The sequence below is a fragment of the Cytobacillus sp. IB215665 genome (genome assembly GCF_033963835.1).
In the GTDB taxonomy this organism is placed as follows: domain Bacteria; phylum Bacillota; class Bacilli; order Bacillales; family SM2101; genus Nanhaiella.
In genome coordinates, this window is the sequence record NZ_JAXBME010000006.1 from 109,955 (window position 1) to 131,505 (window position 21,551).

General features: G+C 32.6%; 20 protein-coding genes and 1 riboswitch. Of the genes, 11 read left to right on the plus strand and 9 right to left on the minus strand.

Annotated features, from left to right (window positions below):
- Positions 1-81: 81 nt before the first annotated feature.
- The gene (locus SLH52_RS10370) at positions 82-693 is read left to right on the plus strand and encodes an NAD(P)H-dependent oxidoreductase (protein WP_320209204.1); all 612 of its coding nucleotides are present in this window, start codon (positions 82-84) and stop codon (positions 691-693) included.
- A 1,170-nt stretch (positions 694-1,863) separates the two neighbouring features.
- Here SLH52_RS10370 and SLH52_RS23375 read toward each other — a convergent pair.
- Positions 1,864-1,971 (minus strand): hypothetical protein, encoded by a 108-nt coding sequence (locus tag SLH52_RS23375; protein WP_413785510.1) that lies wholly within the window; start codon positions 1,969-1,971, stop codon positions 1,864-1,866.
- 494 nt (positions 1,972-2,465) lie between these two features.
- On the opposite strand from SLH52_RS23375, the gene sph reads away from it, so the two are divergent.
- The 5 genes from sph to SLH52_RS10395 all read left to right on the plus strand — a co-directional run bounded on the left by sph (position 2,466) and on the right by SLH52_RS10395 (position 6,836).
- Positions 2,466-3,419 (plus strand): sphingomyelin phosphodiesterase, encoded by a 954-nt coding sequence (sph, locus tag SLH52_RS10375; protein ID WP_320209205.1) that lies wholly within the window; start codon positions 2,466-2,468, stop codon positions 3,417-3,419.
- Positions 3,420-3,876: 457 nt separating this feature from the next.
- Positions 3,877-4,287 (plus strand): GNAT family N-acetyltransferase, encoded by a 411-nt coding sequence (locus SLH52_RS10380; protein ID WP_320209206.1) that lies wholly within the window; start codon positions 3,877-3,879, stop codon positions 4,285-4,287.
- Between the two features lie 824 nt (positions 4,288-5,111).
- Complete coding sequence (locus SLH52_RS10385; RefSeq protein ID WP_320209207.1) at positions 5,112-5,411, plus strand: hypothetical protein; 300 nt, start codon at positions 5,112-5,114, stop codon at positions 5,409-5,411.
- A 197-nt stretch (positions 5,412-5,608) separates the two neighbouring features.
- The gene (locus SLH52_RS10390) at positions 5,609-5,896 is read left to right on the plus strand and encodes a hypothetical protein (protein WP_320209208.1); all 288 of its coding nucleotides are present in this window, start codon (positions 5,609-5,611) and stop codon (positions 5,894-5,896) included.
- 385 nt (positions 5,897-6,281) lie between these two features.
- Entirely contained in the window at positions 6,282-6,836 is a 555-nt protein-coding gene (locus tag SLH52_RS10395) for a GNAT family N-acetyltransferase (RefSeq protein WP_320209209.1), read from the plus strand.
- 340 nt (positions 6,837-7,176) lie between these two features.
- Here SLH52_RS10395 and SLH52_RS10400 read toward each other — a convergent pair whose 3' ends face one another.
- Entirely contained in the window at positions 7,177-7,698 is a 522-nt protein-coding gene (locus SLH52_RS10400; protein ID WP_320209210.1) for a DinB family protein, read from the minus strand.
- A gap of 436 nt (positions 7,699-8,134) precedes the next feature.
- Here SLH52_RS10400 and SLH52_RS10405 point away from each other — a divergent pair, with 436 nt between their 5' ends.
- Both SLH52_RS10405 and SLH52_RS10410 read left to right on the plus strand, forming a co-directional pair.
- Positions 8,135-8,842, plus strand: coding sequence for a nitroreductase family protein (locus SLH52_RS10405; RefSeq protein ID WP_320209211.1), 708 nt, complete (start codon positions 8,135-8,137; stop codon positions 8,840-8,842).
- A 184-nt stretch (positions 8,843-9,026) separates the two neighbouring features.
- Positions 9,027-11,570, plus strand: coding sequence for a beta-1,3-glucanase family protein (locus SLH52_RS10410; RefSeq protein ID WP_320209212.1), 2,544 nt, complete (start codon positions 9,027-9,029; stop codon positions 11,568-11,570).
- A 50-nt stretch (positions 11,571-11,620) separates the two neighbouring features.
- Here the strand turns inward: SLH52_RS10410 and mtnA are convergent, their stop codons facing one another.
- The gene (gene mtnA, locus SLH52_RS10415; RefSeq protein ID WP_320209213.1) at positions 11,621-12,628 is read right to left on the minus strand and encodes an S-methyl-5-thioribose-1-phosphate isomerase; all 1,008 of its coding nucleotides are present in this window, start codon (positions 12,626-12,628) and stop codon (positions 11,621-11,623) included.
- Complete coding sequence (mtnK, locus tag SLH52_RS10420; protein ID WP_320209214.1) at positions 12,625-13,824, minus strand: S-methyl-5-thioribose kinase; 1,200 nt, start codon at positions 13,822-13,824, stop codon at positions 12,625-12,627. Before mtnK ends, mtnA begins: the two co-directional genes overlap by 4 nt.
- 92 nt (positions 13,825-13,916) lie before the next feature.
- Positions 13,917-14,079: riboswitch (SAM riboswitch) on the minus strand.
- 295 nt (positions 14,080-14,374) lie between these two features.
- On the opposite strand from mtnK, the gene SLH52_RS10425 reads away from it, so the two are divergent.
- Together SLH52_RS10425 and SLH52_RS10430 are read left to right on the plus strand one after the other, a co-directional pair.
- On the plus strand, positions 14,375-15,007 hold the full coding sequence (locus SLH52_RS10425; RefSeq protein ID WP_320209215.1) for a methylthioribulose 1-phosphate dehydratase: 633 nt from the start codon (positions 14,375-14,377) through the stop codon (positions 15,005-15,007).
- Positions 15,008-15,530: 523 nt separating this feature from the next.
- A complete protein-coding gene (locus SLH52_RS10430) occupies positions 15,531-16,823 on the plus strand; it encodes a hemolysin family protein (protein ID WP_320209299.1) in 1,293 nt (430 codons plus the stop codon).
- Positions 16,824-17,033: 210 nt separating this feature from the next.
- On the opposite strand, the gene SLH52_RS10435 is transcribed toward SLH52_RS10430, so the two are convergent.
- The 3 genes from SLH52_RS10435 to SLH52_RS10445 all read right to left on the minus strand — a co-directional run bounded on the left by SLH52_RS10435 (position 17,034) and on the right by SLH52_RS10445 (position 18,803).
- Positions 17,034-17,582 carry a DUF7010 family protein gene (locus SLH52_RS10435; protein ID WP_320209216.1) on the minus strand — a complete coding sequence of 183 codons (549 nt, stop codon included), beginning with the start codon at positions 17,580-17,582 and terminating at the stop codon, positions 17,034-17,036.
- A 98-nt stretch (positions 17,583-17,680) separates the two neighbouring features.
- Positions 17,681-17,830, minus strand: a complete 150-nt coding sequence (locus SLH52_RS10440) for a hypothetical protein (RefSeq protein ID WP_320209217.1) — start codon at positions 17,828-17,830, stop codon at positions 17,681-17,683.
- 328 nt (positions 17,831-18,158) lie between these two features.
- A complete protein-coding gene (locus SLH52_RS10445) occupies positions 18,159-18,803 on the minus strand; it encodes a peroxiredoxin-like family protein (protein WP_320209218.1) in 645 nt (214 codons plus the stop codon).
- A 465-nt stretch (positions 18,804-19,268) separates the two neighbouring features.
- Here SLH52_RS10445 and SLH52_RS10450 point away from each other — a divergent pair, with 465 nt between their 5' ends.
- The gene (locus SLH52_RS10450) at positions 19,269-19,910 is read left to right on the plus strand and encodes a hypothetical protein (protein ID WP_320209219.1); all 642 of its coding nucleotides are present in this window, start codon (positions 19,269-19,271) and stop codon (positions 19,908-19,910) included.
- Positions 19,911-20,040: 130 nt separating this feature from the next.
- Here SLH52_RS10450 and SLH52_RS10455 read toward each other — a convergent pair whose 3' ends face one another.
- The gene (locus SLH52_RS10455) at positions 20,041-20,727 is read right to left on the minus strand and encodes a VC0807 family protein (RefSeq protein WP_320209220.1); all 687 of its coding nucleotides are present in this window, start codon (positions 20,725-20,727) and stop codon (positions 20,041-20,043) included.
- 159 nt (positions 20,728-20,886) lie between these two features.
- Positions 20,887-21,549: a pentapeptide repeat-containing protein gene (locus tag SLH52_RS10460; protein WP_320209221.1), complete on the minus strand. Its 663-nt coding sequence runs from the start codon at positions 21,547-21,549 to the stop codon at positions 20,887-20,889.
- Between the last annotated feature and the right edge of the window lie 2 nt (positions 21,550-21,551).

Here is a 21,551-nt window from a genome sequence, read left to right on the forward strand (position 1 = left end):
ATCACTGTAGGAACTTGTTTAAATCAACATTGATGAAATCTTATACTTTATTACATTATTAATGAGAGGGGACTATAATATATGCAAAACTTTTCAGAGGCGCTAAATTTTCGCCATGCGACTCGTCATTTCCAATTAGATAAAATGATTCCTGAGAAAGATTTAAAGTTTGTCTTAAATAGTGCAATAAAAGCTCCATCTTCTTTAAACCTTGAGCATTGGGAGTACGTAGTAATACAAGATAAAGATACAAAATCAAAGCTTAAAGATGTATGTTATAGCCAACAGCAAGTTGAAGATGCTAGCGCAGTTGTTGTGATTTTAGCTAAAAAAGAAAAATTACTAGATCCTAACTCTCCGGAAGTAAATAAATTAATCCGTGAAAGGATTCCCGAAAATGGTATTCCAATTGCAATAAATTTCTTGCAGTCGTTTCCTAATAGTGATGCATTTACAGCTTGGTCTAAATCCCAATGCTATATTACTGCAGCTTTCTTAATGATGGCGGCTGCCACACTAAAAATCGATTCATGTCCAATGGAAGGGTTTGTAAATGATGATGTTTTAAAATTACTAAACTACTCGTCAGAAGAATATGAAGCAGCTTTAGTAATTCCTTTAGGATACCGAAGAGAACCGAGAACACCTGCCAAGGTAAGAGCGGCTCTGGAAGAAAAAGTTACATTTATTTAATACTAAATGGTTGATCGGTATACACAATTTAGCGTGATATTTTTATTCAAATTGTTAACAAGAGGTATTTGGAAAGTCAGTGAAAGCTGGCTTTCTCGTAACCTTTTTTGTGAATAAGACTTGAACAAATGCACAAATATGTAAGTTTTAATTATACTATAATTTTTATAAATCCAACGAAACAACCTAGCTCTTAGTATCGTTCAAGGTGATATGATTTAGCTAAACAATTCTAAATTTCCTATAAAACCATATTCAAATATGTTATGTGGAATGTCAGTAAAAAAACCAATCATTCATTATGATTTTCAAATGATACATTGGCAAGATATTATCACAAGAGGCTGATTTCGCATTAATTGTTGCTTTTCGTACTAAGAGCCAAACACGTATACAACTAAAGTTCGTGGCATTTTTTTCTTCTGTACAACAATGACTAACCATGTTAAATCACTTTTTTTGTACTAATTGGATAACAATAGTAACAAAGTTAACGACAAGAGCCTCACAAAAAATAGTTGATATTTATGGGTTAACTTATTTTGTGCTTTTATTGTACAGAATACACGTTGGAAAAATAAATATATTAATAAGTCCTATAAAAATATATAGAAATTTGAAGAAAAATGCTAAAATCTCTCTCTAAATCGACTCTCAAGCCAAAATCATCTCTTTAATAACTTTGGTAGAATGATAATAACACCACCTTGCACTTTAGGAAGAAAATCACTGTAAAGTGCTCTTCCTATTTTTCGGAGTTTAGGTGGCTAAGGTATGAGAAGGGAGAGGAATAAAGATTAGAGATGTAAAAAAGTACGAAAAAATGTCTGGAGAATTATTAAAAACCATTGGCTATGTAGATGGAGTTCTTGATAATAGGGCAAGCAAATCTATCGATGAAATAAGAAAAGCAGAATATCTTTTGGACAGAATTCATCAAGACTTATCGCTAATGCAATTATTTATTAATAGAAGAAAGAAGATCACTAATCGAAGTAGGATTGCTAAATGAGGTGAGATGGTTGTCAAAAAATATAGAAAAATTAAAACTTAAAAGCTCCGTAGTAAAGGATATAGCTATTGTTCTCATGCTTTTAGGTTCATTAAATTGGTAAAGCCTTGCTTAGTTCATTGACACAGGGTTTTACCTATTTTTATTATAGCGTTACATTAACGTATTTGTTGCTCAATTTTCATTTTAACACTCCTATTTTTACTATAACCTCGATTCAAATTTCTCTCAAAATGGTAGTACTCCTTAGTATCGTAGAGAATCATTTCTTAATCTTAACTTGAAGAAAATGAAGAAATAAAGAAAAACCCACAGTTTGTTCCTAGATTAAATGAATCGACAGCTCTAAATTTTGTTTATAACTTACAGCTTGTGATCAGATGGATGATCAAAAAATGTCCATATATCAAGAATGGGATAAAAACAGTAATAGTGTTGCTACAGGTCATGCCCATGATTAACTATCGTTTGTACAGTTATTGTCGAATATATATTTTTCGATCTCAGTCTAATAAATTAGCAGTTGTTAGTAGAAAGAGTCATATTGGTACTATTTACATAAATTTTTCTAATAGTATTTAAGTTTAATATATGTATATTTAACTATTTTGAATATTATTTATTGTCTAATAATACAAAAAAATGTAGGATGAAAATCTAGCCTTGAATAATTCTTATATTCGATCCTAGTTATTCAATGAATGAAATTGGAGAGGAGAAGAATTTGAAAAGTAACAATTCTGAATAAGGAGTGAAACATATGAAGAAATGGATTTTGGCTGTAAGTTTGATACTTGCAATTGTTAGTATTTTTCCAATTAGTGTGACAAATGCAAACGACAATTATCCAAATGATTTTAAACTATTACAACATAACGTCTTTCTATTACCAACGTATATAACTAGTTGGGGACAAGCAGATCGTGCAAAAATGATCGGTGAAGCTGACTATATGAAAAATCAAGATGCAATTATACTTAATGAATTATTTGATAATTCAGCATCTGAGACTTTACTATCAAAGCTTGAAGAAGAGTACCCTTTCCAAACTCCGGTTTCTGGTCGAAGTAAGGATGGATGGGATGAAACGTTAGGTTTTTATTCTAATTTTGTACCTGAAGATGGTGGAGTTTCAATTGTTAGCAAGTGGCCGATAGTGGAGCAGATCCAATATGTTTATGAAAAGGGATGTGGTGCGGATTACTTTGCAAACAAAGGCTTTGTATATGTAAAAATTCAAAAAAATGATCACTTCTATCATATCATCGGAACGCATGCACAAGCAGACGATACAGGTTGTGGCGATGGTGAAGATGCATCTATCCGTCAAACACAATTTCAAGAAATTAGTAATTTCGTAAAAGAAAAAAATATTCCAATTGAGGAAGTTGTATTTTTGGGTGGTGATTTCAACGTTATAATGGACAATGAGGATGAATACACAGAGATGCTAGAAACGTTAAATGTTGATCCACCAGGTGAATATACAGGTCATTCATCAACATGGGACCCTGAGACAAATAGTATTCTTGCGTATGAATACCCTGATTTCGCCCCTCAACACTTAGACTATATTTTTGTAGAAAAAGATCATGCACAACCATCCTTATGGGTAAATGAAGTGTTGAATGTAAAATCCCCAGTATGGACAGCGGTTTTAAACGAATACAATGAGTACTCTGATCACTATCCTGTTGCAGGCTATTCGAGATAACATTTATTTGAATGGCACGAAGAAACAATTAAAGCTTTTATAATCTTATATTGCAATTAAATTGTGACGACCTTGTGCAAATGAAGTGTCAACATAGATAGGTAAAGCATTCTTTAACAAACTATTTAATACTTTTTTTACCCCCATCTTAAACAGATGGGGTATTTGTTTTTAGTTGGTCAATGATGAACAATGAATCTATAAACTAATGATTAATCGTACAAAAAACATAACAACATTAATTCAATCAATATTTATACTTCAATAGGGCCATATAGTGGAATAACTTATTATACAAACTAGGGGAGCTATGAAACTAACTATTAATAGATTAGCCTGTTTTCTAAAATATTGTAGTTTCAATATAATAACAAGAAGGTTGTGGAAATTTACGTTAATATAGGGTAAAGAGGTTATTTAGAAAAAGGGCAAGTTAAGCAAGAAAGGGTGGCTTCTTATGAAGGAAATTAATTCAAATATAATTCAACCGAGTATGAAAGAACTTTTATCCTTCGCAACTTCAGTAAAGAATGTAGAACGAGAATATGAACTATATATCCATTCTCCAGTTCGAAGGTTGTATGGATATGACTTTGAAGATAATGTTATTGGTTGTATAGGAATAGAATTACTAAGTTCAAAACGTAGTGAAATAAAGCATATTGCTGTATCTACAAAACATAGGGGAGAAGGTATAGGTAGTAAAATGATTAGTTTTATCAGAGATAAGCATTCATTATCTTGTATATCTGCTGAGACAGATAAAGATGCTGTTAATTTTTATAAAAATTTTGGATTTAACATAATTAGTTTGGGAGAAAAGTACCCAGGTGTAGAAAGATTTCAATGTATTTTAGAAAATAAATAGACCTATTCCGCTTAAACTTTTTGGCGCTTTTCCCGAAGAAAAGCGTTTTCCCTTAGTTAAAAGGAAATATTGTTGAATAACACCTTCAGGACGACCTTTAGCAAGCTAAAACCACTCATTAATGGGTTCGTACCAGCGTCACGGTTATAACTCGGAAAGTAAGTTGATACTTTTGTTAATCAGTAGAAAGGTATTCTATTACCTGATTAATTCCTAACCAATAGCAACACGTTAATAAAAACTAGTTGCATAAAGAAAAAGCGACTGCTTCTATTGGCAATCGCCTCATTAAATACAATACGAGAAAGTCCTAATTATAAGAACCTCATACCGAAAAGTTCATTTAGTATTCAAGCATCGATAATAGTATTTTTTCCATTTCTTCTTTTGATAAGATATCTTTCTGAAGTGTATAACAATTTGAAAGTTATTAGCAAGATTTTTGTAACCTCAATGGACATTATGGTTACTAGCGATCAATTATAATTATTGTTTTGTAGAAAAGGAAAATTATAGTATAGTATTAAATGGATATTTTTCCAAATGCTTATTCATTTTAATAGAGGTTTTCGAAATGAATTTTTTTAAGCAAAGACAAATTACAGGGTTTTTATTTCTAATTGCACTTTTATTCCTTATTGCGATAGTTAAGCTTTCAACCAGTAAATATTAGAGCATTTGCAGGGGTTGTTGCACCATTCTTCGCCGGTATTAATTTACGTATCTTAGCTTGGCAGAAGAATGGAGAAGAACTCGTTAAATAAAGTGATATTGAGTTTTCTAAGATGATAGAAGAAAAAATTATAGTAAAGAGGTGGGATTGTTTGAAAAAATCTATCTATGTGCTTCTGTTTTGCATTTTTATTTTTATGATTGGTGGATGTGAAGCAGATAATAAAACAGCAAATAATTTTGAACCAGAAATGAATGTTTTATACTTTGGTGAAGGTAAAAAGTGGTTTGCAACTTTTTCAGTAGCTAAAGTTAGAAATTCTTATTTTGAGTCGATGTATATACAATACATCCAAGATCGTAACCCGCACGAATATCAGCTGCCCACTGAAATTGAATATGTGTTAAATACGGGTGTAAGCAGTTTTAAGAGTAATTCTCCTGTCCTTTAAAAGGTATAAAAAATTTCCATACAGCATTTGAATCAAGTTCTGAAGGATATGACCTTACACTACCTGAAGAAGTTACATTAGAAATAACTTGGGAAGAAGAGACTGAGACTATTTTATTAAAAAAATCAAATTAACAATATTACGAGACATAATAGAAATTTTGTTAGTTTTAATTGAAGGAAACAGGAGTAGTTAATGTGAAAAAAAATATGAAGGAATTGAGAGTTGGAAATAAAAATGAAAAGAGGAAGTGGCATTTTATTCTTAAATATGCTGCAATATACGCGGTTTGTGCTGCTATTATGAACCTTTTTGTTGATGGAGAATTGAAGATTGACTCTAATGATTTAACAATAAGCATTATTAAAAACATTATAGGTATTTTATCTGTAAGTTTATTTTTTTTTCCTATTGGAATTGTTTTGATGCTATTATTTTGGAGGTCAAATGATAAAAAGAGGTATACTAAAAAGCTTCATTTTTAACTCAAAAGGGCTGTTCGGGTATAGAATGCTATATTTTTGGGCCTTTTACTCAAACAGAAGAAGAGTTTCTGTTGTTTGGGGTGTATGTTTAAGAAATCATGTGTGAGGAGGAATGTATCGAATGATTATTTTCAATCCTTTTCCTTCAATAAGAACGAACAGATTATTACTAAGAAAACTTGAATTAAGTGATTCAGATTTAATTTATAAATTTCAGTCAAAATAATCTTTAAAAATTTTAATACTACACTTTTTACATATACAAACTAGGAGAGTGCATGTAGTAAAGATTCATAAAGTAGCAATCCAAAATGTGATGTTTACTTGTGTATTAGACATATAAAAAATTGCTATGTGTGCTCCTTCACATCAAGGAGGAAGAATTATGGAACAGCGAAATATCGAATTTATGATAGACTGTGGGGATATTTATTTACGAGAATTGAGAAGTGAAGATTTAGATGAATATTTCGAAATAACTACCCACCCTGGTGTTGATGAATTTTTACCAGATTGGAAGTCAACAAAAGAACAAAGATTAGATTGGTTAGTAAACTGGGAAATTCCTGGTGGGAGAGAGTTCTTGCAGTCCGTCCCTCGTATTGGAACAAAGAGTTTAAAATTAGGGATAATTTTAAAAGAAACTGAAGAATTTATTGGCTGTATAACGACTTCTATGAGGGATGAATTGCCATCTCCTAATAGAGAACTTGGTTTTGTTTTATCAATGCACCATAGAAATAAAGGCTATACAACTAAAGCTGTGAAGGCATTTACTAAATTTTTATTTGACAAAACGAACCTGGAATCTCTCAATGCAATTGCTTTAACAAATAATGTAAGCTCAAATAGAGTAATAGTAAAAAGTAATTTTACTTTTATTGATACTGTAGTAATTGAGAACAAAAAATACTATCACTATATACTTCATAACAAATAAATAATAACAACAACTAATTTTTAGTAGGTAAGATAACAACTTAAAACATAAGTTGTTAACTTGCCTGCTAAGTCACGAGATACTATAAAATGAATGATCTCAGACTGATGGGGTTGTTTAACAGTTATAGTTGACTTCTATATATTGATTCCTGGTAAGGAAAAAGCATATAGGTGAAGAGGTTGTGACGTTAACTATCATTTGTAGCGCAAAAAATAAACACACGTAACAACGTGTGTTTATATAAGAGAGGGGAAAACAATATGAAAAATTGCTATAACCCTATTAAATAATAAAGTTGTGTAATTTCTGTGTGTCTAGTATGTGATATTGTGGGAGTTTAATTAGCTACTGGTACATAAAAGCTATCAATGATTATTTCATTTAGCTGTTCCCAATGCCTTAATTCATGTAAGCCGATAAACTCCACAGATTGAGCTAAATTTAAATATTTGAATACCGGATTTGGAATTCCTTTTGTATAGTTTTCTTCGTTATCATCCATCTCATTGAGTACTTTTAATAATCCTTCTCTTGATTCTGATAAACATTGTAATAATTTTTCTTTAGTCATAAAGACATCTGTAGGGGCAAGTTCATCAGGAACTTTTACTTTTTGAGATCTGTCTAGCATTAATAGTAGAGGTCTCTTTTTTGCTTCTTTACTTTCAGGGTTTTCTAAGCCAGCTTTTATTAAAGATGTAAACCCTTGTTCACTCGTGTATAAATGATTAAGTAGTTGAGCAACGCTCCAACGGTCTTCAGAAACTTTTTTATTCAATTGTTCATCAGATAGACCATCGATTGTAACTAGAACCTTATTTCTGATCATTTCAATACTCTTTAATTCAAAGTCTAACATTTACCTCACTCCTTAAAAAAGTTTACCAACATTAACCTATTCTATGTGTAAATATATTATTCCTCTCTATTTAAGGAGTGATTTTATTAAAGTTATATAATAGTGGTGTTAAAATTAGTTATTGTTGAGAGTGAAGTCATTTTTATTAAAAGATTCACTGATAAATGATTCTATGGCATAGTCGGTCTAGTTTTGATCCCAGTCTTATTTATCGCTTAGGAGAAGTCCAAAGTAAAAGGCAAATTTAGTACGAATCATTTCTTATAAATGATTAAAAATTTTCTTCATATAATAAATAGAAAGAATGATTTAGAATTTGTTAAATATGAGAAAAAGTATAAGGTATCTTTCGTTAAACTGTACTTGACAAAATTACAGTTCAAACATTATACTGTAATAGAAATAAATACAGTTTGAAATAAAAGGAGATTTAACAATGGCACAAAGTAGAAATGCAAGTGAGGAATATTTAAATAAAATAAAAGAAATAAAAATGAGTGGTGAAAAACCGAAGGAATTAACTGACCAAAATTTCTTCACAGTTGCACAAGAAAGAAGCTCAATTCGTCATTATGATCCAGAACATAAAATGAGTGAAAGTGATATTAATGAAATTTTAGAAACTGCAATTTTGGCTCCTTCTTCGAGTAACTTACAACCTTGGAGATTTCTTGTTATTCATGATCAAGAATCAAAAGAGCAATTACTACCTATAGCAAATAATCAACAACAAATCGTTGATGCATCAGTTGTTATCGCAGTGCTTGGAGACCTAGAAGCATATAAAAACGCAGAAAGAATATATGGTGAGTTAGTAACAAAAGGTGCGATGACAGAAGAAATTAAAAAATTCTATGTAGATCAAATTAATGGTCATTATGGAAATCTATCGTTTGAAGATGCATCGAGAGTAGCGATGATTGACGGTGGTATCGTATCTATGCAATTAATGCTTGCAGCAAAGGCAAAAGGCCTTGATACCGTACCAATGGGAGGTTTTAATCCTGATCAATTTATCAAAGAATTCAATGTCCCAGAAAATTTCTCTCCTGTTATGTTGATTTCTGTTGGTAAGGCTAAACAAGTGGGTTTTGCAAAATCTCGTTTACCACTTGATGAAGTTACAACTTGGAATAAATTCTAATCCAAGGTCATATTAATAAAAAAACCTTGCGCAAAAAAATAAGCGTTAGGTTTTTTTATTTTTGACCCCCACTAAAATGACATAGGGTACGAAATATATACGTGGAAGGAGGTTACTGTACAAAACTTCATATCAATAAATCTAGTAAACTAACTATTATTAATAACTGTACGGAGGTAACTATATGTTTAAAAAAGTGCTTACGGTGATGATGGCACTATCATTAATTATATCACCATTTTTTAATAATAATATTGCAGCAGCAGCTGATTATGAACATGATGTTAACACAATAACCTCATCAAAATCTCAAATTACATTTACGTCTTTTGTGAATACTAGCTGGGTAGATGTTCATTACAAAATTAACTCTGGTATCCAACAAAACGTAAGAATGAATAAATCAGGAGCTACTTTTACACATGAAGTAGATGGTTTGAAATCGGGAGACGTTATTAGTTATTCATTCACATATAACAATGGAATTCCTGCGTATAACACACCAGAATATAATGGTACACATGGATCAACGTCAGAGCCAGCGCCAGAACCAACTCCGGAACCAACACCAGAGCCGGAACCACAACCAACGCCTGAGCCAACGCCTGAGCCAAATCCAAACGTAGAGCCACTAGTAATTGACGATTTTAACTCTTCAACACAGTGGAACTCAAATACAAATGATTTGGGAGAATCTATTGTACGTAACGGAGGAGTTTACAATCTAGAAGGTAATTCTAATTTATATTTCTTCTTTAATGGTGGGACAACTGCAGAATTATTTGATCAGTACTTAAACAAAGATATTTCTGCTTATGATACACTGGAGCTTACTTTAAAAGGAGCAAATGGTGGCGAAGAGAATTATATTAACATCGTATTAAATGATGGAACAAATCGCTCATTAAAATTATCTGAGTACGGTAGCGTAACAAGCATTTATCAAACAATTTCTATACCTTTAGCTGATTTTCAAGCGGATTTGACAAATGCGAAATTTTTACGCTTTGAAGGAGTAGGGACTGCAAAAATTGTTCGTATCGATGACATGGTACTTACTTCAACTGGAGTGGTGACAGAACCTTCTGAACCAACGCCAGAACCAACTCCAGAGCCAGAACCAACTGAACCAACGAATCCTAGTTCTATCAATGCTTATGAGAAAATTCAAGCAGAAGACTATGATTCAATGCAAGGTATTCAAACAGAAGATACAACTGATCTAGGTAGTGGGAAAAATGTAGGTTGGACTGACAACGGCGACTATATAGCATTTAACAATGTTAATTTTGGTACCGATGGTGCAAAAGGGATTGAAGCTAGAGTAGCTAGTCAATCAGCAGGTGGAACAATTGAAGTAAGGTTAGATAGCGTTACTGGAACTTTAGTTGGAACAGTAGCTATTCAAAATACTGGCGGATGGCAAAATTGGGTTACAAACACTGCCACTATCAATAATGTCACAGGTACACATGATGTATATTTTGTATTTAAAGGTGCTGCTGAAGGTATCGGTAACTTAAATTGGGTTGAATTTACTAAAAACTCAGTTACACCAACAGAGCCAACAGAACCAACTCCGAATCCAGAGCCAACACCAACACCAGAACCTGGAACTATTCCTACTGGAAATGGTGTAATGACATTCCAATTACAAAATAATACTGGTGGAGAGTATTCTGATGATGAAATTTACTGGGCTATTCTTGGATATAATAAAGCTACTGGGCAGCTTAGTCATGTAGATAAAGATGGGAATTTGATAGAAAGTAACATAAGTGACAATGATGCACCAGGTCACTTGACGAAAAACGGTCAAAACTATCCAAACTACTTTTATAAAATGAGTGAAGTAGACTGGACTTCAATGCCAGAGATTGACTCTGGAAGAATGTTTATTAGCTTAGGAAGTCCAATGTATATTAAATTAAATCAAGCAGCAGATGGTAGAGTAGGATTTGCAGGTCCAGATTTAAATAATCCAACAGATCCTAACCAAGATATTTATTTCGAATGGATTGAGTTTACAATTGACCAATGGGGTTATCACGGAAACTCAACTCGAGTAGACCAATTTAGTTTCCCAATTACGAATAGATTACTAGGTTCTGATGGGTATGATAAAATCGTAGGTGAAACATATACGCGTGACCAGTTATTTAGTGCATTTAAAAATGAAATGCCAGCGGAATTCCAATCATTAGTTGAAGAACCATATAGAATCGTTGCTCCAGGTAAAGGTCAATTTAAGCCAGGAGGAACATATGAAAACTATTTTGATAACTACGTGAATGAAGTTTGGGATTATTATAGAACGAATGAATTAACCTTTACTGCAGAAGCAGGAACATTTAGTGGCCGTGTTGAAGGAGATAACTTCGTCTTTTCGAAAAACGGTGGTCCTTACAATTTATATATTACAGACAAACCATCGACACTTGAAGTTTTTGAGTGTTCAGGACCGATGGATACAGGAAGTCCAGATGAAAAAGTAGTGGAAGCTCAAGTTTGTGCCGCATTAAATAGAGGTATTATGTACGACCCTGTTAATTGGGGGAATTCAGACTTCTTCTATCAAAACGATACAGCTAACTTCTATGCTAAATTCTGGCATGATTACAGCATTGACGGTTTAGCATACGGCTTTGCTTATGATGATGTAAGAAATTACAGCACGCTGTTAGAACATCCTAATCCAGAAGCACTAATTATTGGTGTAGGCTGGTAAATTGACAGGGGTCAGATCTCAACTGTGTAAAGCAGTGGAGATCTGACCCCTTATTTGATGCCTTTTTCGGTGATGAATGCAGTGATAAGTTCGTTAGGCGTAATATCAAAAGCTGGGTTGTAGATATTTATGCCGTTCGGTGCGACCTTTTTTCCATCAAAATGAGTAACTTCTTCATGATGACGTTCCTCTATTTTTATGTCTATTCCGTTCATTATCGAATCATCAAATGTTGATTGTGGCGTAGCGACGTAAAATGGGATGTTGAAGTGTTTAGCAAGAATTGCCAAACCTAGCGTTCCTACTTTATTTGCTGTATCACCGTTTCGAGCAATCCTATCGGCTCCTACGATTATTGCTTCTACGTTTTTTGACAATATAGTATGTGCAGCCATATTATCGGTGATGAGAGTAACATCAATTCCTATTTGAGTTAATTCCCAAGTTGTTAACCTTGCACCTTGTAAAACAGGGCGAGTTTCCATCGCGAACACGGAAAAGTCAATTCCACGCTCCTTGCCGAGATGAAACGGAGCAAGTGCTGTACCGTATCTAGCTGTAGCGATAGAACCTGCATTACAAATTGTTAAGATACGGCGTTTTGTACCTAATAATTTGATTGCATTTTCACCAATTTCACGACAAGCACTTTCATCTTCGAGCTGAATTTTGATTGCCTCACCAGTTAATATTGTGATTGCTTCATCAACTGTTGTCGCTTGTTTAATGGAATTAATGAGTCGGTCTAATGCCCAACTTAGATTAACAGCTGTTGGTCGAGAACTTACTAAATAGTTACGATCTTTGCCAAGCCTAGCTTTGAAATCTACTAGACTATGTATATGATAGCTTTGTGCAGCTAGCACTAATCCAAAAGCTGCCACGATGCCAATTGCAGGTGCACCTCTAACTTTTAGCGAAGCAATAGCATGATAAACGTCTTCTAGTGTAGTTAAATTTATAAAAATTGTATCAAGTGGTAGCTGTTGTTGGTCTAAAATTTTGATGAAATGGTCTTTCCATTCTACCGATAAAGGAAGAGTTGAGACTTGCCTCATCTTACAAATCTCCTTTCAGTATGTTGAATAACATCTTGAATTTCTGAAGTATTAGTAAGACTGTGGCGATTTACAATAAGTGTTCTACCGACTTGTAAAGCAGTCGACTTAACTTGAATCTTTCTCTCATGAGGAGTAATACGATCTAAATCCTCCACATGTGCTAAGCCAATCGTACGGCGAATAATTTCACATCCAGCAAAACCAATTGCGTCTGCATATGCTTGTGTTAAAATGTGCTCAACGAAACCTCCAACCTCAGTGAATGCCTCAATGCTATGGTTTTTCCATAGTTTAACAAAGGTTGTGGTGAAAGTGTCCCATGTACCTTCAATACAATTGTATAAGTAGCTTCTTTCATTATCTGGTCGAGATAAGATTTGTAAAATAAGGTTTGCGAAAAATAAGCCAATATCAAACCCTATAGGTCCACAGAAGGCAAATTCAGTGTCAATGATCTTAGTCTCTTCCTCATTGGCAATGATACTTCCAGTGTGCAAATCTCCATGAATAATACCATCACCTTGCGTTAAAAATATTTTTTTTAATTTTGCGACTTCAAGCTTTAAGAAAGAGTCATTCCAAATAGCTTGAATATTTTCTTGTAATTCTATTTCATAGTTGTTTGTGTCATGATTAAAGAAAGGGTCGGTAAATATGAGATCCTCTGTTATTCTGCATAGCTCGGGATTGACAAACTGTTTTTGTAATTGCTTTTTCTTTTCCGGTCCTAAAGCATAATCAGAAGTAAAAAATAATGTTGTTGCTAAAAAAGTACCGATATGGGTTGAGAGAGATGGATATAACTTGTTATTGATGAACCCTTTTCTCACGATGTCTAGATGAGATAAATCTTCCATCACAGTAATTGACAACTTGTCATCGGTATAGTAAACCTTTGGAATATACTCTGGACAATAGCTTGCAAAGGTAAGTAGCGCATGGCTTTCAATTGTTGCGCGCTTTAAAGTAAGCGGCCAGCTTTCACCAATAACTTTTGCATATGGTAATGCCTGCTTTATTATGATTCCTTTGTTGTTACGCTCATCGACTACTCGAAAGACAAGGTTTAAGTTTCCATCCCCAATTTCCTTACATGTTAACAATGATTGCTCATGAAAAAGTGTTAACCTTTGGGCTAAAGAAATTGCACTTTTTTCCGTTAGCGGTTGATAAGTACTTTGATTTGAACTCATAAATACCTCCAAAAAAGCGTTATTTTGTAAATGTTAACTAGAAAAAGCCTCTTTCTTATTAAACGAAAGAGGCTTGAAGAACGAACTTCTACCTCTTATCTTTCAGAAAGTCTTGCTTCCTGTTGGAATTAGCACCGTGCCTTTGAAGAACTTAGAAGTTCTGGCGTTAGCTTACACGCCCCATCCTCATGATGGTATTACGGTCGGTTGCTGGGCTTCATAGGGCCAAATCCCTCAGCCAACTCTTGATAAGAGACTAACTTATAAAATTTACGTGTGTAATTACGATCCATAAATTTGTTTGTTTGAAAAGTATCATAACAATATGTGATTTTCTTTGTCAATAACTTTTTCAAATGTTTAATAAATATGAAACTTAAGTGTAGTTTTAATAAATTAAATAAACTTATTTAAAATTGAAAATTTAATTGTCACTAATTGTTAAAGTATTAAACGATGTTATGAGCAGGATTTTACAATAAATAACACGAATGATATGAAGGAGAAAAAGAAGTCATAATTTAAATGAAAAATATTTCGAGGTGATAAAATGACCGTTTTTCAAGAAAAATGGGATGAATTAGCTAGCTTAAAAGATGAATTAGGTTCAAGAGATTGGTTTTATGCAACGAGTGGCAATCTCTCAATCAAAGCAAGTGATTCTCCGTTAACATTTCTCATTTCGGTAAGTGGAAAGGACAAACGGCAGCGTACAAAGGATGATTTTTTATTAGTAGATGAACAAGGACACCCTACGAGTAGTACCAAATTACATCCTTCAGCAGAAACTCCACTTCATCTCGCAGTGTATAAACAATCAAATGCAGTCTGTTGTATACACATACATACGGTAGATAATAATGTTATATCAGAACTATATGGAGATCAAGGACAAGTGACTTTTCATGGGCAAGAAATGATCAAAGCATTCGATGAATGGGAAGAAGATGCAGAAATTTCAATACCAATTATAAGAAATGATGCATATATCCAGTTGTTAGCAGATTCATTAAGTACTTACGTTACATCTGACAAAGGTGCTGTGCTCATAAGAAATCATGGTATTACAGTGTGGGGAAAAAGCGTATTTGAAGCAAAAAAATTACTAGAAGCCTACGAATTTTTGTTTAGTTACCACCTAAAACTACTACAATTAAAAAGAGATATTAAAATATTATCATAAGTATATTTAAATTGTTGAAACCTTTCACGTATATGTTCGTATAGATAGTAAAGGCTATTTTCATAAACTTTATTGCTATAGTCCCTATACTAGAAGAGAAAGATGGTTTTACTCAAATGTAAACCTTTTATAAAGGCTTTGTAAACTTTGTTCTATTTATAATAAATTAGTACCAATAAAAAAGTGTTTTTATATGTTTAGGCATCTGTGTTCTGAAGAAATGATGTTTATATTTATTCGTACGAAAAAACAACAACCTTTGCGAAAACATCCGTAGTAAAAGATTTGATGGAAGGTTTTTTTTCTTGCAATTTGCTATTTTTTTCTATAAAAAATGTGTTTTATATGTTGTGTTTCTTGTCGTAATTTAGACTATCATATATAATAATTGCATTAGCATATATGCATGTTCAAAAAACAGGACAAAAAAGCACAGAAACAGGAACTAATTCTAGATATTTATATTTTTATTCAGGAGGTGACACCTTACTTCATTGTAAGTAAGGTAATTTTATTGGACAGTATTGACTTATTGTATTTATTTTTAATTGTTATTTTAATTGGACTAACAGGTTTCTTTGTAGCGGCGGAATTCGCAATCGTGAAGGTGAGAATGAGTCGAATTGATCAATTAGTTCAAGTAGGAAATAAAAAAGCGATTGCAGCAAAAAAAGTTGTGAGTAACTTAGATGAATACTTATCGAGCTGTCAATTAGGTATTACAATTACAGCTTTAGCACTTGGTTGGGTTGGTGAACCTACAGTAGAAAGATTATTACACCCAGTATTCGAACATTTTGATATGCCAACTTCTGTTTCACGTATTGTCTCATTCGCTATAGCGTTCGGTACAATTACTTATTTACACGTCGTAATTGGTGAATTAGCACCTAAAACGTTAGCGATTCAAAAAGCAGAAAAGCTTACATTATTATTAGCTACACCGTTAATATGGTTTTATCGAATCATGTATCCTTTTATTTGGTTATTAAATGGATCAGCTAGGGTCGTTATTAAATTATTTGGTTTGCATCCAGCATCAGAACATGAAATGGCTCACTCGGAGGAAGAATTACGCATTATACTATCTGAAAGCTATCAGAGTGGAGAAATAAATCAATCAGAATACAAGTATGTTGACAATATCTTTGAATTTGATAACCGTATCGCTAGAGAAATTATGATACCAAGAACAGAAATCGTAAGTTTTGATGTGAGTTTATCTATCCAAGATTTTCTTAGAGAAGTGAAGGATGAGAGGTATACAAGATACCCTGTTATTGATGGTGATAAAGATCATATTATTGGCTTAATAAATCTTAAATCGATGATTAAAGCATATTTCGATGTAAAAGATATAGACACTACAACAATTAAAGATTTTGTCACACCGATTATTTACGTGATTGAAACAATTCCTATTCATGATTTATTGAAAAAAATGCAAAAAGATCAAATTCATATGGCTATATTAATCGATGAATATGGTGGTACGTCAGGGTTAGTTACCGTTGAAGACATTTTAGAAGAAATAGTTGGTGAAATTCGGGATGAGTTTGATGTGGATGAAACCCCAGACGTTCAAAATATTAAAGATAATCATTATATACTTGATGGCAAAGTACTAATTAGTGAAGTGAATAAATTATTGAACTTGAGTATTGATGACGAGGATATCGATACGATTGGTGGGTGGATTTTGACGAAGGAGATAGATGTACAAGAAAATCAAATCATTGAATACGAAGGCTATATCTTTACTCTCAAAGAAATAGACGACCACCAAATTAAACTGATCGAAATTAGTCCACGATAATATAGGTAGCTCTTATTACGAAATAGCTATTCAAAAACATACGGTTAATATGTACCGTATGTTTTTTCTATGGGCAAACCTTTGCTATTGTATAGGGTAGAGGCACCAAAACCCGCGTGTAGGTGTAAATTATTTATAAAAGTTAGAAGTAACGACCGATTTACGTTTTGTTCCTTAATTTATTTGAAATACTTTATGTATTTACCTTTGTTAATAGGTAAGTTCAACTCGAAGTTCCCTTATGATAAGTAATGCGCCAACACCGTAAACGATGAAATTTGCTAATGGCACTACTGTGAAGGCATAGTCTACAAAAATCCAACCTAATATAATAGAGGATAGACAAGCATTTAATGTAATAAATAAATAAGCTTTACTTTTATAAATCCACACATAAGGAAGAAAGTGTGAACCGGTGAGAAGTCCAATAGTAAATGGCAAGTATTGAGGAATTAGCATGTATACAATGATATAAAGAGGTATATAAAAAGCCTGAGGAACAGCAATAATACATGCTAATATACCTATAGGATTATGCGTTACAAGTAAATTAATACGGAGTATCCTACTTATTAAAAAACCTAATGGAAAAATCAAGGATAACCCAAATAACCAAATAAAATGAACGATCTCTTTTGGGAAAATTATGGGAAAAAGTGAGATGATAAAAAAAACGATTGTCCCAGATAGTAAGAAAGGGAGTCCTTTTTTTGCTTCAACTATCAGTTCTGATTGCATATCTTTGAGCGCACTGTTCATAAAATTCCTCCTTCAAATGAAATATATAGCATAAAATCATAACCTTAAATTAAGATAAAATTTGAACACAAAAAAACAAACACCAAAATGGTATTTGTTCAGTCTGTTTTACTCAATTTTCCATCATTACCCTCATCAAGACCTGTCGTATTATTGACGACTTGAGAAACTAAATTTAATCCTTGGTCCATAGGATTCATAGAATCTGCTTTTTGACCAACTTCTTTAGATTTTTGTTGTTTTTTCATACGTAGCTTCCCTCCTAAAATGTAGCGTTTGTAAATAATGAAAAATTATTCAAGCTAATTCTTACTATCAGAGTTAATAAAGCTAAAACAGAAAAACCTACGCCTGAATTGTAGGTTTTTCAAGTACGAAGCTTACTTGACTTGGAAAGGAGGGTGCTACAAAATATATATCACCGCAAAAATATAAGATAAAACTGCATTTCGAAAAAAAAAACGCCATTTAGGCGTTTTAATACATAGCGTGCTCAAGCTTCTTAACCGAAAATAAATAACAATCAACGCGAAAGAAGCCAATAACAACTAGGTTTAGATGTATGTATGTTTCACTTTAGAGGTTTCTGAGTGCTGTAAGCAGGTCTTCAGGCTCTAGTCGTTGCATATAATTTGGGTTAACATATGAAAATCGGATTCTACTAGTCTCATCAATCATAAATGTTGAAGGTACTGGTATAACCCAGTTTCCTCCTCCATTGTATTCAGATAAATCTAATCCAAACTGATTATATACTTCCTTCACTTCTTGTGGAACATCGAATAACACATTATACTTTGCAGCTGTTAAGCCTTTTAAATCACTAACTACTTCATAAGATAAATCATTTTTTTCTTTAATTGTTAATGAATTATCTGGAGTTTGTGGGCTAATGGCAATTAAACTCCCACCAATTTTTTTAATGTCAGGTAGTATTTCTTCGTATGCACGTAGCTGACGATTACAATATGGACACCAAGATCCTCGATAAAATGTTAAAATGATGGGTCCTTTTGTTAATTCTTCATATAAATTGACTTGGTTACCATTTGCATTAGTTAAAGTGAAATCACGTGCTTTATGACCAACAGGTAGTCCGTTAGCTATACCAGCTTGTTGAAGTGAAGCTATGGAATTTTCTAATACAGTAAAAGCGTTCATTGGCATAGTTGCTTTGCTTTGACGTGTAATTGTGTCTAAACTTGCCTGTAGTGTTTCCATTATGATACCCCATTCCATAATTATGTTATTTAATACTATAATAACGTCAAAAGACCTATTACTAAAGTAATAAGTCTTGAGTTTGAGATTTCTATATAATCTACTGTGAGAATAACGAGGTTTTATTGAATGTTCAATATGTTAACTCAGTTATTATAATGGGAGATTTTTTTTCGTCTAACACATGAATTCAATCATCCTAGTATTGGGTTTATACGTGGTTTCATATGTTTAGTGGTTGAGAAAAGGAGAATTTAAGAAAGTTATGGTGTTATAATTAAGAATTTATATAAATACATAATTTAACAAATTATATAAAATAAGTATAATTTAAAATAAATTAATCATAATAGGTATTATTAACGAATTCAATAATCTATTATTAGCATTTTGTAAAGTAATAATAAAAGCAAAATGAAGTTCACACTTTACTTAATTTATAATGGGTTTTTAGGAAGTGAAATGATGAATCTAGATCAAATAAATGAGTTAGGACTACAAATTGAACTAAAAGCGATTCATTTATTAACACCTTTGCTAAGCTTTTTAGTACTGTGTATTATATTATTACTATATTTATTGTTAATTAGAGATTCGATTAAACTAACATCATTAAAATACCATTTAAGCATTGGTATAATTCTAATAGCGGTTTTGTCAGTAGTCCATTTTTTTGATTATGAGCAAGCTTTAGCAAATGATGAGACGTTTCCATCAAGGTTTGAAAACTGGAAATTTGATCTAGTGTATCCATATATTAATCAGTTAAATGTGGAAAGACAGGACATAAAAAGCTTCTCATATGATGAAAATCTTGAACGTGAAGTGAGAGAAGATAGAGAACGCTTTGAATTTTTTTCAATTGTTTATACGACTGAAGAAACGAAAGATTTAGTCCCATTAACTATTGATTATATGCAGGATGGAAAGTCAAAAACAATATCAGGGTTATTTGAAGTAATGATTGATGATAATGCTCAAAAGCCATATATTACATATCAACGTCTTGAACAAACATTACCTCACGGCTACAGAGCTGGAATGTATAATCTACAAGTACATGTAGGTCAGGGGTCTGACCCTCGACTTGGCAATGCGTTAAAGTGAGTGTGTTGCCACAGTTATACTAAAAAAAGTCTTATCACATGACGAAGTAAATTAACATTATTTATGTGGGAATAATAAATTGAATATCAATGTAATGGAGCAATTAGTAAAGTGGGGAGGAAACTCCCCACTATTTTTTGTTTACCTGTGAATTAAGTTCTACGTCGTCTTTATCTGGATCTTTGTCAAAGTTAAATACTGATGCGAGCTCTGGAGTGTCACTAATGAGCTTAGCTATATATATAAATCCAATAGCAGAAACCCCAGTCATAATCCAGCTGAATGCTTGTCGTAAAAGGATTCCTTTATCGAAAGCATCTACGCCGTACTCATTGATTAGCCATGTTTTAATTATTGCCAACACGATACTTCTTACAGCAAATACAATCGTAATCAATTGGAATACAATGAGAAATTTCTTTTGAAAAAATATCTTTTTACTTTGTTTTTTGTCTATTCCTTGCAACTCAAAAATATCTAAAGCAAAGTATAGTGTAAGTGGTTTATTCGTTAATACAGTAGCTAAATAAAAAGCTGCCATAGCATAAGCAAAAAATACTTGATTCCATAATAGTTGCAAAGCAGAACCTGCTAACACTTCAATAAGCGTCCCAATTACTAGTGTGGCAAGCATATAAATACCAAAGACATTAACTTTCTTAAGTTGAAAAAATCTGTATAGGCTATAAATGATTCCTGGTACAGACGAAAGAAGCATAGCATAATAATCTCCTATATAATCTCTACCAAGATTCCAAACTACTAATGGGAATACGACATAAAAAATGATATCAAAAATGACTACATTATTTTTCAATAGAAAAACAGCCCCCTTGTTCAATTGACAGGAAAAAATAATTAAATGTAACGGATTGGTAACATGACATAGAAAAAGTAGTTGTGTACTTGTAAGTTATTAACTTCCCTCGGAACGTTTCCTTGTAATAAGAATCGATATTTTTCAATAAGATATGACTTATTCATGAGGCTGTTTAACGACTAAGCCGAGAATTTTAGCAAATCCAATAGCTTGTTCTTGAGATATAATACAGCCTTCTAATTGTTCTATCGACACAGTTAAATTCTCAAAAGAACAGCTACTTAAATCAATTCCCTTTAAGCTTGTACCTGCTAGATTTGCTTGGTGCATCTCGCATCTATTAAATTCAATATTTTTGAACTTTGACTCGTAAAAATCAGCGTGACTTAATGAGCACGAGTTAAAATTAACATTTTTTTGATCGGAGAACCCAAAAGATGCATAATTTGCAAAGCAATCGTTAAAAGTAACATTTCGTAAAGCAGCTCCTGACAGGTTCATACCTAATAATTTGGAATCTGTCACCTTCACCCTATGAATAATACCATTGCTAAAATCAACATTAGACAAATCACATTTGTCAAAAATGACATCGGTCAGCTCAATATTTCTGAATGATATATTAGTAAATATAACATTATTAAAGAGTATTTTTTCGAAGGAAATTCTTTCAATACATTTATTTGAAATTTCACAATCGTATATTGAACCATTGTTGAAATATTGATCAACTTCTAGTTGGTTATTAAGGTCTAGTTGTGGTAAATTGTCGGGGACTTTTGGTAACTGCAACATAGTTTTCTTTTTCTTATTATTCATAG

Excerpts from the sequence above, each read along its gene's own strand:
- SLH52_RS10370 (WP_320209204.1), top strand. The coding sequence starts at position 82 with ATGCAAAACTTTTCAGAGGCGCTAAATTTTCGCCATGCGACTCGTCAT.
- SLH52_RS23375 (WP_413785510.1), bottom strand. The coding sequence starts at position 1,971 with ATGATTCTCTACGATACTAAGGAGTACTACCATTTTGAGAGAAATTTG.
- sph (WP_320209205.1), top strand. The coding sequence starts at position 2,466 with ATGAAGAAATGGATTTTGGCTGTAAGTTTGATACTTGCAATTGTTAGT.
- SLH52_RS10380 (WP_320209206.1), top strand. The coding sequence starts at position 3,877 with ATGAAGGAAATTAATTCAAATATAATTCAACCGAGTATGAAAGAACTT.
- SLH52_RS10395 (WP_320209209.1), top strand. The coding sequence starts at position 6,282 with ATGGAACAGCGAAATATCGAATTTATGATAGACTGTGGGGATATTTAT.
- SLH52_RS10400 (WP_320209210.1), bottom strand. The coding sequence starts at position 7,698 with ATGTTAGACTTTGAATTAAAGAGTATTGAAATGATCAGAAATAAGGTT.
- SLH52_RS10405 (WP_320209211.1), top strand. The coding sequence starts at position 8,135 with ATGGCACAAAGTAGAAATGCAAGTGAGGAATATTTAAATAAAATAAAA.
- SLH52_RS10410 (WP_320209212.1), top strand. The coding sequence starts at position 9,027 with ATGTTTAAAAAAGTGCTTACGGTGATGATGGCACTATCATTAATTATA.
- mtnA (WP_320209213.1), bottom strand. The coding sequence starts at position 12,628 with ATGAGGCAAGTCTCAACTCTTCCTTTATCGGTAGAATGGAAAGACCAT.
- mtnK (WP_320209214.1), bottom strand. The coding sequence starts at position 13,824 with ATGAGTTCAAATCAAAGTACTTATCAACCGCTAACGGAAAAAAGTGCA.
- SLH52_RS10425 (WP_320209215.1), top strand. The coding sequence starts at position 14,375 with ATGACCGTTTTTCAAGAAAAATGGGATGAATTAGCTAGCTTAAAAGAT.
- SLH52_RS10435 (WP_320209216.1), bottom strand. The coding sequence starts at position 17,582 with ATGAACAGTGCGCTCAAAGATATGCAATCAGAACTGATAGTTGAAGCA.
- SLH52_RS10440 (WP_320209217.1), bottom strand. The coding sequence starts at position 17,830 with ATGAAAAAACAACAAAAATCTAAAGAAGTTGGTCAAAAAGCAGATTCT.
- SLH52_RS10445 (WP_320209218.1), bottom strand. The coding sequence starts at position 18,803 with ATGGAAACACTACAGGCAAGTTTAGACACAATTACACGTCAAAGCAAA.
- SLH52_RS10450 (WP_320209219.1), top strand. The coding sequence starts at position 19,269 with ATGAATCTAGATCAAATAAATGAGTTAGGACTACAAATTGAACTAAAA.
- SLH52_RS10460 (WP_320209221.1), bottom strand. The coding sequence starts at position 21,549 with ATGAATAATAAGAAAAAGAAAACTATGTTGCAGTTACCAAAAGTCCCC.